Source organism: Alcaligenes sp. Me129 (assembly GCF_050487245.1).
In the GTDB taxonomy this organism is placed as follows: domain Bacteria; phylum Pseudomonadota; class Gammaproteobacteria; order Burkholderiales; family Burkholderiaceae_B; genus Alcaligenes; species Alcaligenes phenolicus.
Genome location: NZ_JBKQGX010000005.1, coordinates 45,041 through 59,641 on the forward strand (window position 1 = coordinate 45,041; position 14,601 = coordinate 59,641).

11 protein-coding genes and 1 other RNA gene are annotated in these 14,601 nt (G+C 58.6%); 1 reads left to right on the forward strand and 11 read right to left on the reverse strand.

All coding sequences use genetic code 11. The annotated features are described in order from the left end of the window. From ACLPGZ_RS07005 to ACLPGZ_RS07040, 8 genes are all read right to left on the reverse strand, one after another. Positions 1-807, reverse strand: coding sequence for an ABC transporter ATP-binding protein (locus ACLPGZ_RS07005; protein WP_115634139.1), 807 nt, complete (start codon positions 805-807; stop codon positions 1-3). Continuing rightward, positions 800-1,840, reverse strand: a complete 1,041-nt coding sequence (locus ACLPGZ_RS07010; RefSeq protein WP_035271448.1) for an ABC transporter substrate-binding protein — start codon at positions 1,838-1,840, stop codon at positions 800-802. The genes ACLPGZ_RS07005 and ACLPGZ_RS07010 overlap by 8 nt, the downstream gene beginning before the upstream one ends. A 104-nt stretch (positions 1,841-1,944) precedes the next feature. After that, positions 1,945-2,556, reverse strand: coding sequence for a recombination mediator RecR (gene recR / locus ACLPGZ_RS07015; protein ID WP_003803396.1), 612 nt, complete (start codon positions 2,554-2,556; stop codon positions 1,945-1,947). Continuing rightward, positions 2,556-2,882, reverse strand: a complete 327-nt coding sequence (locus ACLPGZ_RS07020) for a YbaB/EbfC family nucleoid-associated protein (RefSeq protein ID WP_009463063.1) — start codon at positions 2,880-2,882, stop codon at positions 2,556-2,558. Before ACLPGZ_RS07020 ends, recR begins: the two co-directional genes overlap by 1 nt. Before the next feature lie 41 nt (positions 2,883-2,923). Continuing rightward, positions 2,924-5,317: a DNA polymerase III subunit gamma/tau gene (gene dnaX, locus ACLPGZ_RS07025; RefSeq protein WP_239055194.1), complete on the reverse strand. Its 2,394-nt coding sequence runs from the start codon at positions 5,315-5,317 to the stop codon at positions 2,924-2,926. A 115-nt stretch (positions 5,318-5,432) separates the two neighbouring features. Beyond that, positions 5,433-5,530: signal recognition particle sRNA small type (gene ffs, locus ACLPGZ_RS07030), an RNA gene on the reverse strand. A 16-nt stretch (positions 5,531-5,546) separates the two neighbouring features. Beyond that, positions 5,547-8,849, reverse strand: coding sequence for a UvrD-helicase domain-containing protein (locus ACLPGZ_RS07035; protein WP_239055193.1), 3,303 nt, complete (start codon positions 8,847-8,849; stop codon positions 5,547-5,549). Next, positions 8,849-11,497, reverse strand: a complete 2,649-nt coding sequence (locus ACLPGZ_RS07040) for a hypothetical protein (RefSeq protein ID WP_239055192.1) — start codon at positions 11,495-11,497, stop codon at positions 8,849-8,851. The genes ACLPGZ_RS07035 and ACLPGZ_RS07040 overlap by 1 nt, the downstream gene beginning before the upstream one ends. A 108-nt stretch (positions 11,498-11,605) precedes the next feature. On the opposite strand from ACLPGZ_RS07040, the gene ACLPGZ_RS07045 reads away from it, so the two are divergent. After that, positions 11,606-12,418: a TOBE domain-containing protein gene (locus tag ACLPGZ_RS07045; protein WP_239055191.1), complete on the forward strand. Its 813-nt coding sequence runs from the start codon at positions 11,606-11,608 to the stop codon at positions 12,416-12,418. Here the strand turns inward: ACLPGZ_RS07045 and ACLPGZ_RS07050 are convergent. Genes ACLPGZ_RS07050 through modA form a run of 3 tightly spaced genes read right to left on the reverse strand, consistent with a single transcriptional unit; the run spans position 12,408 to position 14,554 of the window. Continuing rightward, positions 12,408-13,109, reverse strand: a complete 702-nt coding sequence (locus ACLPGZ_RS07050; protein WP_035270991.1) for a sulfate/molybdate ABC transporter ATP-binding protein — start codon at positions 13,107-13,109, stop codon at positions 12,408-12,410. The genes ACLPGZ_RS07045 and ACLPGZ_RS07050 overlap by 11 nt on opposite strands. Then, positions 13,106-13,786: a molybdate ABC transporter permease subunit gene (gene modB / locus ACLPGZ_RS07055; RefSeq protein WP_009461324.1), complete on the reverse strand. Its 681-nt coding sequence runs from the start codon at positions 13,784-13,786 to the stop codon at positions 13,106-13,108. Before modB ends, ACLPGZ_RS07050 begins: the two co-directional genes overlap by 4 nt. Before the next feature lie 18 nt (positions 13,787-13,804). Further along, positions 13,805-14,554, reverse strand: a complete 750-nt coding sequence (modA, locus tag ACLPGZ_RS07060) for a molybdate ABC transporter substrate-binding protein (RefSeq protein ID WP_026485228.1) — start codon at positions 14,552-14,554, stop codon at positions 13,805-13,807. Positions 14,555-14,601 lie beyond the last annotated feature (47 nt).

Consider the following 14,601-nt stretch of genomic DNA (forward strand, 5'->3'; position numbering starts at 1 on the left):
TCAGGCACGCTTTTGCTGGGCATAACCCTTCAGAACTTCATCACGCAAGACGGCCCAGATTGCCGCATGCAATTCGACAAAGCGGGGGTCGTTGCGTACTTCGGCCACGTCACGAGGGCGTGGAAGATCGACATGAAATTCGCCGATGGGATGAGTGCCCGGCCCGGCCGACAGAACCACCACCCGATCGCTCATGGCAATGGCTTCGTCCAGGTCGTGCGTGATGAACAGCACGGCTTTACGCTGCGCCATCCAGATCTCCAGCACTTCGTTTTCCATCAATTGGCGGGTCTGAATGTCCAGCGCCGAGAAAGGCTCATCCATCAGAATGATGTCGGGATCGCGAATCAGGGTCTGGGCCAGCATGACGCGTTTGCGCATACCGCCGGACATCTGATGCGGGTAACGATCCCCGAAACCACCCAGGCCGACTCGCTTGAGCCATTCCTGGGCACGCTCGCGGGCCTCATCCTGCGGAACACCGGCAAACTCCAGACCGGCCATCACATTGGATTCGGCACTGCGCCAGGGCATGAGTGCTTCGCCCTGGAACATGTAGCCAGCGCGCTCGTTCACCCCTTCCAGGGGTTTACCGAACACACGCACTTCGCCCGACGAAGGGCTCAGCAAACCCGCCCCTACGTTCAGGAGCGTGGATTTGCCGCAGCCCGTTGGGCCTACAACCGACACAAACTCGCCTGGAGCAATGTTCAGGCTGGCGTCACGAACCGCTGTGTACGTACCTTTGCCATCGCGGGAGGCAAAAACACAGCTGATGTTATCTAAAGAAAGTGCTGCCTCAGACATTGGGATACTTCTTGTTGGCTTTTTCAGCAAATTCGTTGGTGAAGATCTTGCTGGTATCAATCTTGGATGCGTCCAGATTCGGCACAAAAGCGGCCAGCGCATTCAAGGCGGTAGCGGGGCCATCAGCATCGACCAGACCATCTGGCGAGAGTGCTTCTTTATTGGCGTCCAGACATTGCTTGTACAGCTCTACATCACCCAGCAGGTAGGTGGCAGGCACGGTTTTGGCAATGGTTTCAGCGTCATTGGCCTGAATCCATTTGTCGGCGCGCACGATGGCGTTGGCCAGGGCCTGAGCCGTGTTCGGATTCTTGGTGATGAAGTCTTCAGAAGCGTACAAGCAAGCCGAAGGCATATTGCCGCCAAAAATGGTCTTGGTGTCGGCAACGGTACGGGTGTCAGCAATGACACGTACCTCGTTTTCCTTGAGCAAGGTGCCGATAACCGGGTCCAGGTTAGCCATGGCATCGATCTGACCCGTACGCATGGCGGTGACCGCACCCGCGCCAGCGCCTACGCCGATAAAGGCCACGTCCGAGGGTTTCAGACCGTTCTGTTCCAGATAGAAGTTGACCATCATATTGGTCGAGGAACCCGGTGCGGTCACACCGATTTTCTTGCCCTTCAAATCCGCAGGCGACTTATAGTCAGCCATCGTCTTGTTGGACACGGCCAAAACGATGGCCGGTGCGCGTCCTTGCTGCACAAAGGCACGGTACATCTGCCCTTTGGCCTGCAAGTTGATGGTGTGCTCAAAAGCGCCCGAGACGACATCGGCACTGCCACCGACAACCGCTTGCAGGGCCTTGGAGCCACCGGCAAAGTCGGCCACTTTGACCTTGAGGCCTTCATCATCAAAATAGCCGTTAATCTCGGCAATGGACAAAGGCAGGTAATAGATCAACGCTTTGCCACCGACGGCAATCGTGATGCTTTTTTTCTCGATTTCCTGTGCACGGGCCAATGTTGGCAGCGACAGTGCCAATCCCGATGCTCCAACCAGCTTGAGTGCATGACGACGAGTCAGTTTCATGGCAATCCCCTTCTTGTTGTTGGTCATTAATTATTTAGGTCTGATACTTATACTAAAAAACAAAGGGGGGTGTCCCCCCTTGTCCGCCAAGCGGTCAAACCCGTTTACGTGGCGCGACGCTCCATCAAGGCCCAGGCAATGGTGCTGGGGTCTACGTACTCCAGCTCGCTCCCGGCTGGCACACCGCGTGCCAGTCGAGTCACTTTCAAACCTTGGCTAGTGAGCATTTCCGCCAAATGATGGGCGGTGGTTTCGCCCTCTGCGGTGAAATTGGTCGCTAGAATCACTTCCTGCACTTGGCCATCACCGGCTCGCTCTAGCAAGCGGTCAAATTGCAAGGCATCCGGGCCTATGCCTTCCAGCGGCGTCAAACGCCCCATCAGCACATAGTAAAGGCCTCGATAGCCATGCGTAGCCTCGATCATGTTTTGATCGGCAGGCGTCTCCACCACACACAACAACGCCGGATCACGGCGGGGATTGGCACAGGTTTCACAGATAGGTTGAACAGTGAAACCATTGCAGCGCTGACAGTGCTGCAGTGCCGTCGTGGCATGTTCAAGAGCGCGGCTCAATTGGTCGGCGCCTACCAGGTCGTGTTGCAACAAGTGGTAGGCCATGCGGCGAGCGCTACGCTCGCCCACACCGGGTAGCCGACGCAGAGCCTGGATCAGAGCCCGAAGCGGTTCGGGCTCAGCGATCTGCGGTTCGTTCATTAGAACGGGAACTTCATACCGGGTGGCAGTGGCAGGCCAGCGGTAACACCCGCCATTTTTTCCTGCGACGTTGCCTCGGCTTTGCGCTGTGCATCGTTAAAGGCAGCAGCAATCAAATCTTCCAGCATCTCTTTTTCGTCTTCCAGCAGGCTGGGGTCGATAGAGACACGGCGCACATCGTGGCGGCAGTTCATGATGACCTTGACCAGACCACCGCCGGAAACGCCCTCGACCTCGATATCGGCCAAGGCTTCCTGGGCCTTTTTCATGTTTTCCTGCATTTGCTGCGCCTGGCGCATCAAGCCGGCAATCTGACCTTTCATCATGGTTTGGTTTTCCTGATTGATATAAATTGACAAGGGGCCATTCAGGCGGCCCGAACCAAAGGAGTGGCCTTGATCGACCCGGCTTTGACGCTGCCGTCAAAGTCCTGGATCAGACTCAAGACAAAGGGATCCTGGGCAACCTGCTCTTCGGCCTGTCGCTGGCGCTCGGCCAGCTTGGCCTGCTCCACGGCATGCGCGGTAGCATCGCCCGTATCTCCGTATTCGATCACCAACTGAATGGACTGGGCAAAGTATTCCGACAAAACGGTGCGCAAGCGCGCTTTGCCCTGGCTGCCTTCAGTGGCCTTGATTTTGGCACGCAGATGGATTTCCTGGCCTTTCACGCCCAGCCATTCGCTCTGGCGGGCCAATTCAGCGGCCCAGCCACTTAAGGGCAGGCTGGTTGCCACTTCGGGCCAGGTTTCCGGTTTCATGCCGCCCAGACGGACGGTACGCGGGCTGTCCGAACCGCTTTGCGGTACAGGCAGGCCCAGTTCAGTGTCGGGCATGAAGCGATCAGACAGGGACACAGACGGTACATCGCCATCTTCTTCGGCACGAGCCGCGTCCATATCCAAAGGTTGGTAATTCTCGAACTCTTCGTCCATGCCCTCGGATAGCCAGGCGGGCTCTTCCGGACCGTCCTGGGTGGAGACGGCTGGCGGCGCTTCTTCTGCCACCGGGTCTACTCGGGCAGCGGCCTGGGCCTGAGACGACATCAGGGGCTGAGCACTGCTCTTGCCCTGGGCTTTGGAGGATTCCGCTACAGGGTCGGCAGAGGAATCAGCCTGGGCTGCGGAGGTGGGCTCTGCGGCTGGCTGGGCTGACGGCGTCGATGCCGCTTGGGCGGCTTCAACAGCGCTGCTGTCAGCAACTGCAGTCGCAGCTTCTTGAGGCTGACTGGTCGCGGAACCGGCTTCAAAGCTTGCATCCGCTGGGGCAGACTCTGAAGAGTCAGAGCTGGCCTGCGCGCCGTCAGGCTCAGGAGCGTCTTCCCAGGCCGGGACAAAATCGTCGTCAGCAGGGATGGATTCTGCGACAGGCGCTGCTTGGGCTGCATGTGCACTGGCAACATCAGCGACCGGGGCGGCTGCAGGGGCAGAAGCCTGTGCCTGCTGAGACGCGGCCTGTGGGTTAACCGCAGGCTGAGTGGTTTGCGCTGCTTGTGCAGTTTGTGCGCTCGGCTCTGTTTGCGCACCCTGCGCAGCTTGCTGTAGAGGCGCGGCAGAGGCGGCGGCATCAACAGAGGCAGCGAGGGCTGCCGCAGGAGCGGGAGCAGCCTGAGCCGCACCAGCACCAGCAGTATCAGACCCCGAAGGCCCTGCTGGCGGTGGCACATACGCCGAGACAGGCTCGGGCAGCAAAGCCAGCATACGCAAGCACGCCATCACAAAACCGGCGTACTCATCCGGAGCCAAAGACAGCTCCTGACGGCTATGCACCGCTACCGAATAAAACAACTGCACATGATCGGGCGAGAGCATGGGCGCTAATTGGCGCACCGCCTCTGCCAGAGGATCATCATCAGAAATCGTGCCGGGAATGCGCTGCTCGATGGCGATACGGGACAACAAGGTGGCCAGATCAGCCAGAGCGCCCGAATAAGACAGGCCGCGCAAGGCCAGATCATCGGCCACACCCATAATGGCCTGCGCATCATAAGCAACCAGCGCTTGCAGCAATTGCGCCAGGTGGCGTTGATCAATGGTGCCCAGCATGGCTTGTACAGCCTGGGCGCTAAGATCGCCCGCGCTATAAGCAATGGCCTGATCGCTAAGCGACAAGGCATCCCGCATGGAGCCATCGGCTGCCTGTGCCAGCAAACGCAAGGCAGGCAGCTCGAACTGCATTTCTTCCTGGGTCAGAATGTCTTGCAGGTGACCCACAATCGCGGGCACTGTCATCTGCTTCAAATTGAATTGCAGACAGCGCGACAAGACCGTGACCGGAATCTTTTGCGGATCGGTCGTGGCCAGAATGAATTTGACGTGCGCTGGCGGCTCTTCCAGCGTCTTGAGCATGGCATTAAAGGCGTGCCCGGTCAGCATGTGAACTTCGTCAATCATGTAGACCTTGTAACGGCCCGAGCTGGGGGCGTAGACCGCCTGCTCCAGCAGCTGGGTCATCTCTTCCACACCACGGTTGGAAGCGGCGTCCAGCTCTACATAATCAATAAAGCGGCCAGCATCAATCTCGGTACAAGCGCGGCAAACGCCACAGGGCTTGGAAGTGATGCCGGTTTCGCAGTTCAGCGACTTGGCCAGAATACGCGACAAGGTGGTCTTGCCCACGCCGCGTGTGCCCGTAAACAGCCAGGCATGGTGCAGGCGCTGGGTATCCAGGGCGTGCGTCAGAGCGCGCACCACGTGGTCCTGACCAACCAAGGTGTCAAAGGAACGGGGGCGCCACTTGCGGGCCAGAACGAGATAGGTCATGCGAATTCCGGACGGCGTGAACCATCAATACAAATAAGCGAAAGGAAAAGTGTACCGGATTCGGTGCTGAAGGGAAGCAGATAGACCGGGCGCGCATAACCCGATAAGCAAATGAAGTGGCGAGCCTGACTCCGGCACTGATTCTGCACGGCTGTGGCTGCTTCGTTCCCGACCTGACCAGATTCACCGCCGAACCATGCGGAGGGGCCCGCCGACCAATAGTGTAGCATCAATACGGCAGCCAAAGATCGGCTCTCGGGAAATAAAGCGCAGCCTGCGCGGGCCGGCCATCCAGAGCCTGCACCTGCTCACAATACCGCTGCAATTGCGGCGCATAACGCTCCAGCATCCGTGCCTTGAAATCGTCCAGACTTTCATGCTCGGCAGGTCGTCCGGTCTTGTAATCCACCACCAGCCAGTGATCTTCCTGGGAAATGGCCAGGTCAATAATCGACACCCGGCCACTGACGTCCAGCAAGGACCATTCCCGGTAAGCTCGGCTGACACCCAGCAGCCAGCGGCCCCGTTCCGTCTGTACGGTCGCAGTAATCGCTTCAAACAGGGATTGGGCGGCTTCATCCAGATAGGTCGCTGGCACACCAGCACGCAACAGTTGACGACGCATCACGGCGCGGCCTTGCTGCAAGCGTTCTACCGGCCATTGCTCCAGCCCTTCACGGCCCAGCTTTTCCAGCCAGTCGTGGGCAACCGTACCAATGGCTTTTTCATGAGTCGTGTCCAGGGACCACTGCCAGCTTTGATACTGCGGGCTGTCGGCCTGCAACTGCTCGGGCGGCACGGCCGGCAAGCTCACCACACGCTGCAACAATGCCGCAGAACCTTGCCCTAATTCCTCTTGCTGTCCGCCCTGCTCGGCTTGCCAAACAGGAGCCTGTGGCTGATCCAGGACCGGCCAGACACGGCTCAGCAAGGAGCGGCCATCCGGCTCGCGCAGGCCCTTATCCTGGGTGATGCTCAATTCCGCAAACAGATGCAGCTCCTGACGGGCACGCGTCAGGGCCACATATAACAAGCGGTGGCTTTCCTGCTCGGCCCGGATACGCTCCCGCGCCGCCAGAAACTGCGACACCGGATCGCGCTGCTCGCTGCCCTTGTGACTGATCGGCCCCAGAATCAAGCGCTCGGCGCTGTGCTCCAGACGAATCAACGGCTCGGAATCGGCTGCCGATTGCTTGTGCAAGCCAAACAAGATGACGGTTTCGAACTCCAGCCCCTTGGATTTGTGAATCGTCATCACCTCCACGGCCTTGCCCGTACCTTGCGGGGTGGCATACAGCGACTCCACACGGGCCTGCAATTGTTGCTGGTCGGGCGGTCCGTAAGGGCATAACTCCTCCAGCAGACGCAAGACTTGTTCTGCATCCGCCTGATCAGCCAGGCTTGGATAGACTTGCGGCCCGCCCAAGCGCGTCCAGCACTCCTGCACCCAGGCAGCAAAAGGCATCAAGCCACTGCGATTGCGTTTGTCCAGCAAGATCTGGCAAGCAAAGAGCAGACGAGCACGCTCGTTGGCATCCCAGTCTTCAAAATCCTGATTGTGTGTAAGCTCGGCCAAGGTCTGTGTAGGATGCAAGGCGCACAGGCGGTGCAGGCTCTCCAAACGCAGGCCGATCAATGGCGAGCGCAAGACAGACAGCCAAGCCAGTCGATCAGCCGGATGCGCCAAGGCACGGACCAATTGCACCAGATCAGCCACCACAGGACGCTGTTGCAAGGGCTCCAGTTCTACGGCTCGACACGGGATGCCCTGCTCGCCCAGCTTGCGCACCAGACCATGCAAGTGCGAGCGTGCTCGCACCAGAATTGCCACCGGATGCTCACTGTCCTGATAACGTTCCAGAGCTTGAGCTGCGCACTGAACCGCCTCCTGCACTGCACGCTCTTGAGCCGCTTGCTGCGACGGCACAGCATCCTCTCCCCTAGCCACTCGGAAATGCCAGGACGGGTGAAAATGCACCGCCCACTCGGGAATATCGGGCTTGAAGGCGGTCGAATGTTCGTAGGTGACCATGCCCAGATCCGGATCAGGTCGAGCCGGAAACAGTTGCGCCCCCACCTTGTTAACCCATTCCACCAAGCGCGGATGTGAACGGAAGTTATTACTGAGATTCAGTGGCTCCAGCTCTACTTCGCCCAAGCGTCGAGCTTGCCAGACTTGCAAAAACAAACCCACTTCCGCCTTGCGAAAACGGTAAATGGACTGCATGGGGTCGCCCACCAAAAACAGACTGCGCCCATCGCCAGGCTCCCAGCCGCTGGTCAGGCGTTCCAGCAACTGCACCTGGGATTGGCTGGTGTCCTGGAACTCGTCTACCAGCAAATGGCGTATGGACCTGTCCATGCGCAAGAGCAGCTCGCCCGGCTCGTCGGCATCACCCAAGGCTTGCAAGGCACGTTGGGCAATCTCGGTGAAATCGACCTCAGCTTTCTCGGCAAAGCGAAGTTTCAATTGCGCCGCAGCCAGCCACAAGACCTGAATCAGATTGGACAGGACTTCTTGCTGTTGGGGGGAGTATTGCTCGGGCAAAAGGCGTGCACTGGCCAGGCGAGCAATCCAGGGCTCAGCCCCCAGACAATTGCTCAACCACTCGGTCAGCATTTCTTTTTGTGCCGTTTTTGGGGGAAAGCCATTACGCACCGTCAGGCTTTTGCGCAGATCGCCTTTATCCGTCAGCAACAAGGCTGCCAGACCACGCCAGCGCGGCAAATCGTCCATGACCGGGGCCAGGTTATCGCCTTGCCAATCCGCCAAGGCCAGCACATCGCCACTTTCCAGATTCGAGGCCGCAAAGCAGGCCAGGGGGGCCAAGGTTCGCGCCCAACCGGGTGGCAGTGAATCGCTTAGCTGCTGCAGTTGCTGCTCCACCACCTCACGCAAACTGTCTTGTAAAAAGGCTACATCACCGCCCTGCCCCACCGCTGGCAACCACTGATCGCGGCTGGCCAACATACCGGCCAACAGAGCTTGCGCCTGCAGCAAGTTCACATCCATGTGCTCCAGAAAACGCGCCACGCTGGGCACGCTTTCCGCCATCTCCAGCGTGGCCCAAGCCGCCGCTTCGTAATGCTCCTGGGCCTTATCGGTAATGGCCGGAACCCCGCCCAGCCCCGTAATCCAGGGCATGGCGCGTACCAGGTGGGCACACAAGGAGTCGATGGTCCGGATGCTTAAACGGGCCGGGTAAGCCAGCAAATCCCACTGCTGCTCCTGATTGCGCTGCATGGCGGCACGCGCCAGTTCCCAGCTGCGTACCCGGTAGGGCTCGGCAGGCCGTTCCTGATTGGCAGCGGCCAACTTCTCCAGTACACGCGCATGCATTTCAGCCGCAGCTTTACGGGTGAAGGTAATGGCCACTATTTCTTCTGGCCGCTGCACGCGAGCCAGCAAGGCCAGAATCCGATCGGTCAGCAGCTCTGTCTTGCCGGAACCGGCTGGGGCCTGGACCAGAAAGGAGGACTCGGGGTCCAGTGCCCGTGCACGGGCGGGGCTATCGCTAGGGACTGTCACCATTACACCTCTCCTCCATTGTCTTGGAGGCCTTCCTGGAACAAACGTAAAAAGGGCAAAACATCGCAATACAGCAAATCGTTGCGGTTCCAGATCTGGTTGGCGGCCTGCCCTTGCAGGAACTCATCTGCCAAGCCTTCCACCGCCTGTTTCCACTGCGCGATTTGGGCGGTCCACTGCTGGGCGCTCTCCAATTCGGTCAGACCCTCAATATCCATGCCGGGCGCGGCCAAACCGCTTAAACCGACCTGACGGGCATGCAAGCGTACAAAGGCCAAACCACTGACGGTGCGGCCCTCATCCTGCAAGGCGGCGGCATAAAACGGCAATTGCAGATTCACGGGTCTGGGCCGCAGCCAGTCTTTATCAGGCCGCAGCTCGCCTATGCCGGTTTTGTAATCCAACAGTAATTGCTCGCCATCAGCCAGATCATCCAAGCGGTCCAGACGCAGGTTCAGACGTAACAAGCCACGGTTCCAACTCAACTCATGCTCCGTCGCCCCCAGGGCGAACGGTGGGCGCTGGGCTTCCTGATGAGCGTACTCATTCAAGACGGCCAGACCCCGCTCCATTTCCAGGCTGCGCAGCACTGGACCGTAATCGGCCAGCTCTTCTTGCGCCGCTTGATCGATGCACGTTTGCACCACATCCAGCAGTGAGCCCTCACCAATCAGCTCATGCAGGCTGTCCTGATCCTTCACACGCAGCCAGAACAATTCGACGGCGCGGTGCAGGAACATCCCACGTGTATTCATATCGCCGACACGGGCGTAATCGGGCAAGGCCTGACCATGCAAACGGAACTTCACGAAAGCCCACAAGGGGTTGCGGGCCTGCGTATCCAGCACGCTGATCCCGCCGCGTATGCGTTCTTCCAGCTTCAGGCTGGGGCCTTGCTCATCCAGCAAGGCTTCCTGTGCGACGGCCTGCTCTGCCTGCACCGCCCAAGGCATTTCAAGCACAGGCCAATGAGCAATCAAGGGGCTGGGTCTCAGTTCCTGTTCACCCTGATGCAAAGGTGCACTTAGCAAAACCTGATTGCCACAGCGTAGCAAGGCACTCAGCATCCAGCGCGCCCATTCCAGCTCCCGCTCTGGCGTACTGCGAGGTGCCGAGACTCGACGCAACACCTGGGCAGGAATCAAAGGATTGGGTTTGACCGCAGCAGGCAAAATATCATCGGTCAGGCCCAGCACCCATACGGCATCCCAGCGCCCGCCTTCCGCTTCCAGAAAACCCAGCACGTCCAGCCGGGAACGTGGGTCTCGTTGTGGCTGGAACAAATTTTCACGGGCCATGCGGGCCAAAGCGCTTTGTGCCTTCAAGGCACTGATGCGACCCAAGACCGGCGCTTGCTGCGCCAGTTGCAGCAGCAAGGCTTCCAAAGCCTCCAGAGTTTGAAACTGGGCACTATCCAGACGGTTAGTGCCCGGAAAGCCCAAAGCCTCCAGGCATTGGCGCATGACTGACGCCCAGGTATCCACTCCTTGAGCGCCTGCCGATACGGACTCGAAGCGTTCCACCGCCTTGCCCCAGGCCAGAGCCAGTTCGGGTGTGTGGAAGCTGAGCATGTCGGCAAATTCTTTACGGCTAACTTGTGTAATGCGGTTGTCGCGCCAGGCCTTGTCAATGCGGGCACGGCCACCTGCTTCAGACTGTTCTGCCTGACACGCTCCCAAACGCAAGGCTTCGCCCAGCATGGCGGGCTCGGCCTGCCCCTTGGTCGCCAAGGTAAACAAGGCCTTCAACCAGGCCATGGCCGCTTCAACCACTGGCCACTCAGCCAAGGATCGGGCTGCCGCCACGTTATAGGGCAAAGCACCTTGATCCGTGTGCATGGCCTGTCGCAAAAGACGATGCACCAACGGCAATTGCGTTTCCAGCTGTGCCGCCACAATGGCTACCGTGCGATTTGGGTCCTCGTCCAATTGACGGCGCGCCCACTGCACCGCCAGGCGCCATTCCGTATCCGCATCCTGCGCCTGCACCCGATAAACTTCCGTCGCCGGAGCCTCTTCGTGCTGCAGCTGCAGAATCTCTACCCCCATGTCCTGCAAACCACTCAACAATCTTTGCAGGCGTGGCGAATATTCATGAAAACCATGCAGCACCATATGGCGATGACGCATGTGCAAGGCGCCTGCCTGCACCGCTTTGAGCACACGCTCCGCAGCCAGGTTTGCATCATCCAGATCTGCCTGCTCCAGGCTTTGCCGGTAGTGAGAGCGCCATTGCATGAAGCGCTCAAAATCCACGCTGGCCTCGCCGGGCTTCAGCTCGATATTCCATTCATCCAGCAAGGTATCGGCTTCACAAGCCAGACGCGCCGCCTGACCTACATCCAGAAAATAGCCTTCTTCCTCGCACTGCTCGATGCTGTGTTCCCAGCGCTGCAAAGCGGCAAAGCGATCCATCTGATGCGCGGCCGGTTGCCACTGTTCTGAAAAGCAGAGCTGATCGCTGGCCTGTGCCAGCCACGCGCCCAAAGGCACAATTTCCGGTACGGCAACCGTCCCGCCAGCACCCGCCAGACGGGCCGACAAATGTCCCAGCAGGCGGCGCGCATAGCGCTTGTTCACGGTCAAGACAACCGTCTCGGCACTATTGAGCTCCTGCAATTGAGCCATGGAAACAGCAGGGGTGTCGTACATAGAAAAAACCAGTTAAGGTTGCAAGAAAACAGAACGGCCAGCAGCGCTGATCCGGCCATTGTACCGGCGCTCTATCCCTAGTTTGTTCCCGCCCTTACACTTATCACCATGTCTAGTTCACACACCCCCAATACCGAATTAACCGGCAGCCTGTCGCTGCGCACTGGCGACCATACCTGGGGTAGCGCCCGCCGTATGGCCTTGCTGGCAGCGATTGCCGAGCAGGGTTCGATCTCTGCCGCTGCCCGTCATATTGGCATCAGCTACAAGGCGGCCTGGGACGCCATCGACATCATGAATAATATGGCGGGCGAACCTCTGGTGCTGCGCAGTACGGGCGGTCATCGTGGTGGCGGTGCCACCCTGACTCCCAAAGCCGTCGAACTGCTGGAGCTGTATCAAACCTACGACCGGCTGCATCAACGCTTCATGAGCCGTATTGGTCGTTTAATGCCTTCCGTGGCGACTCAAATGGAGTTACTCCAAACCATGATCATGCAAACTTCGGCTCGCAACCAACTGGCCGGTATCGTTACCACGATTAAAACGGGAGCCGTCAACGACGAAATTCATGTGGATATTGGCCAGGGCCAAATCGTGGTCGCGTCCATCACACGAGAAAGCACGGAAAACCTGGGCCTGCGTGAGGGGCAGAAAGTTCTGGCCTTTCTGAAAGCGTCCTCGATCATGATTGGCACGGGCGACACCCGTAACTCCCTGTCCGCACGCAATCAACTGCCCGGCACGATTACCGATGTCATTACCGGTGCCGTCAATGCAGAAGTACGTCTGGAACTGCCACAGGGCCTGACAGTCACCGCCAGCATCACCCTGGACAGCACACAGCGCTTGCACCTGGAAGCAGGCCAGTCCGCCTATGCACTGTTCAAGGCATCCAGCGTGATGATCGCTACGCTGTAAGAACTTCCAGATCCGCGCTGGTACAGCATTCGATAATGCGTCCATCGCGAATACGATAGACCTCTTGGGCCAGGGCCCTGGCATCCTCAGGATCGTGCGTGATCAGGATAGTGGGAATATCGATCTGGCTTTGCAACTGAGCCAGTTCAGCCCGCAAACGCGCACGCAAGTCCTGATCCAGGGCCGCCAAAGGCTCATCCAGCAAAAGCAGCTGAGGTTCAATAGCCAAGGCTCGCGCCAGGGCACAACGCTGCTTTTGCCCGCCAGACAACTGGGCGGGATAGCTGCTTAATACCGACTCCAGCTGAAACGCTTCTACCCAACGCTGGGCAGCCGCAGGCATGTCTCGCACGGAGCGGTTGAACAAGCCCGTGTTCAGACCAAAGCAAATATTCTGTGCCGCCGTCAGATGCGGGAACAGGCCGTAGTCCTGAAACAGGTACGCCACCCGACGCTCGCGTGGTTTCAGGTTGATGCCTTTTTCAGAATCAAAATAGACCTGATCGCCAATTTGAATGCGGCCATGGTCGGGCCGCAACAAGCCCGCCACGCTTTGCACCGTCAAGGACTTGCCCGAACCCGAAGGCCCGTACAGGGCAATATGACGGGCTTCGGTTTGAATCTGGATATTCAAGTCAAAATGACGGGCCTCGCTGACCACGGTGCGTTGAATCTGTACAGTCAGGCTCATTGCATCCCTCTTTTACGGCGTACGTGACGGGGTGACAAGGCACTGGTACTCCACAAGACCAGCACACAAGTAATCGAAATAATAGCGACCAGCACCAATGCCTGCTGATCCTCCCCTGCCTGGACTGCCTCGTAAATGGCGATGGACATGGTTTGGGTGCGCCCCGGTATGCTGCCCGCGATCATCAACGTAGCGCCGAACTCGCCCAAAGCGCGGGCAAAGGCCAGCAAAACGCCTGCCATGATGCCACGCGCTGCCAAAGGCAGACTGACACGAAAGAAGATGGCCAGGGGTTTCAGGCCCAGCACGCTGGCCGCATTTTCCAGGCGGGGGTCCACGTCCTCAAAAGCCGCACGCGCTGCCTTCAAAATCATGGGAAAGGCCACGACAGTGGCGGCAATCACCGCGCCCTGCCAGGTAAAGACCAGTTCAATCCCCATACTGGAGAGCCATTGCCCAAAGGCACTGCGCCGACCCAGCAAGACCAGCAGGTAATAGCCGATGACGGTAGGCGGCAAAACCATGGGCAAGGTCAAGATGGAATCAAGCAGATCACACCAGCGCGACTGCCAGCGCGACAAGGCATAGGCCACTCCTATACCCAGCACACAGGCAAACAAGGTCGCCCAACCGGCGACCTTGAGCGATAAGCACAGGGGAATCCAAAGTGAAGTCATCCGACGATCAAAATCCTGTCAAGGCTTGGCAAAACCGTATTTTGCCAGCACTTGCTGTCCGGATTCAGACATGACGAAATCCTGGAAAGCCTGAGCCTTGTCATTACGGCCTTCGCGCTGCACCAAGGCGATCGGGTAAGTGACAGGTTCCGTGGTCTTGAGCACTTCCAGCACTTCCACCTTGTCTTTCATGATGGCCGCGTCAGTCGCGAACACGAAACCGGCTTCCACTTCACCACGAGCGACATAATCCAGCACCTGACGCACGTTCTGGCCCAGAATTTCACGCTGTTTGACTGCATCCCACTGACCGGCCTTTTCCAAAGCAGCCTGGGTGTAGCGGCCTACAGGCACAACAGCCGGGTTACCCAAAGCCACACGTTTGACTTCTGCCTTGCCCAGATCGCCAGCGTTGCTCACTTTGGCGGGGTTATCTGTCGGCACAATCAGCACAACCTGATTCTGTACAAAATTCTTGCGGGTAGCAGGATCCACAGCCTTGGCTTCTTCCGCCTTGTTCATGGCTTTCTGGTCGGCCGAGGCAAACACATCCACCGGAGCACCATTGACGATCTGCTGCAGCAATACATCCGATGCGGCGAAGCTGGTCAGCACCTTGGTGCCGGGGTGCTCTGCCTCAAACTGGCCTGCCAGTTCCTTGAAAGCATTGGTCAGGCTGGCAGCCGCAGCCACAACCAACTCATCAGCTTGTGCTGTGCCTTGCAGAAACAGTGATAAGGCAGCGACCGATACGACGCGTTTGAACATTGTTTTCTCCTCCGGGACGGGTGTAACGAATTAGTATAATCAGGAAA

Coding starts and splice junctions, on each gene's coding strand:
- ACLPGZ_RS07005 (WP_115634139.1), bottom strand. CDS start 807: ATGTCTGAGGCAGCACTTTCTTTAGATAACATCAGCTGTGTTTTTGCC.
- ACLPGZ_RS07010 (WP_035271448.1), bottom strand. CDS start 1,840: ATGAAACTGACTCGTCGTCATGCACTCAAGCTGGTTGGAGCATCGGGA.
- recR (WP_003803396.1), bottom strand. CDS start 2,556: ATGAACGAACCGCAGATCGCTGAGCCCGAACCGCTTCGGGCTCTGATC.
- ACLPGZ_RS07020 (WP_009463063.1), bottom strand. CDS start 2,882: ATGATGAAAGGTCAGATTGCCGGCTTGATGCGCCAGGCGCAGCAAATG.
- dnaX (WP_239055194.1), bottom strand. CDS start 5,317: ATGACCTATCTCGTTCTGGCCCGCAAGTGGCGCCCCCGTTCCTTTGAC.
- ACLPGZ_RS07035 (WP_239055193.1), bottom strand. CDS start 8,849: ATGGTGACAGTCCCTAGCGATAGCCCCGCCCGTGCACGGGCACTGGAC.
- ACLPGZ_RS07040 (WP_239055192.1), bottom strand. CDS start 11,497: ATGTACGACACCCCTGCTGTTTCCATGGCTCAATTGCAGGAGCTCAAT.
- ACLPGZ_RS07045 (WP_239055191.1), top strand. CDS start 11,606: ATGTCTAGTTCACACACCCCCAATACCGAATTAACCGGCAGCCTGTCG.
- ACLPGZ_RS07050 (WP_035270991.1), bottom strand. CDS start 13,109: ATGAGCCTGACTGTACAGATTCAACGCACCGTGGTCAGCGAGGCCCGT.
- modB (WP_009461324.1), bottom strand. CDS start 13,786: ATGACTTCACTTTGGATTCCCCTGTGCTTATCGCTCAAGGTCGCCGGT.
- modA (WP_026485228.1), bottom strand. CDS start 14,554: ATGTTCAAACGCGTCGTATCGGTCGCTGCCTTATCACTGTTTCTGCAA.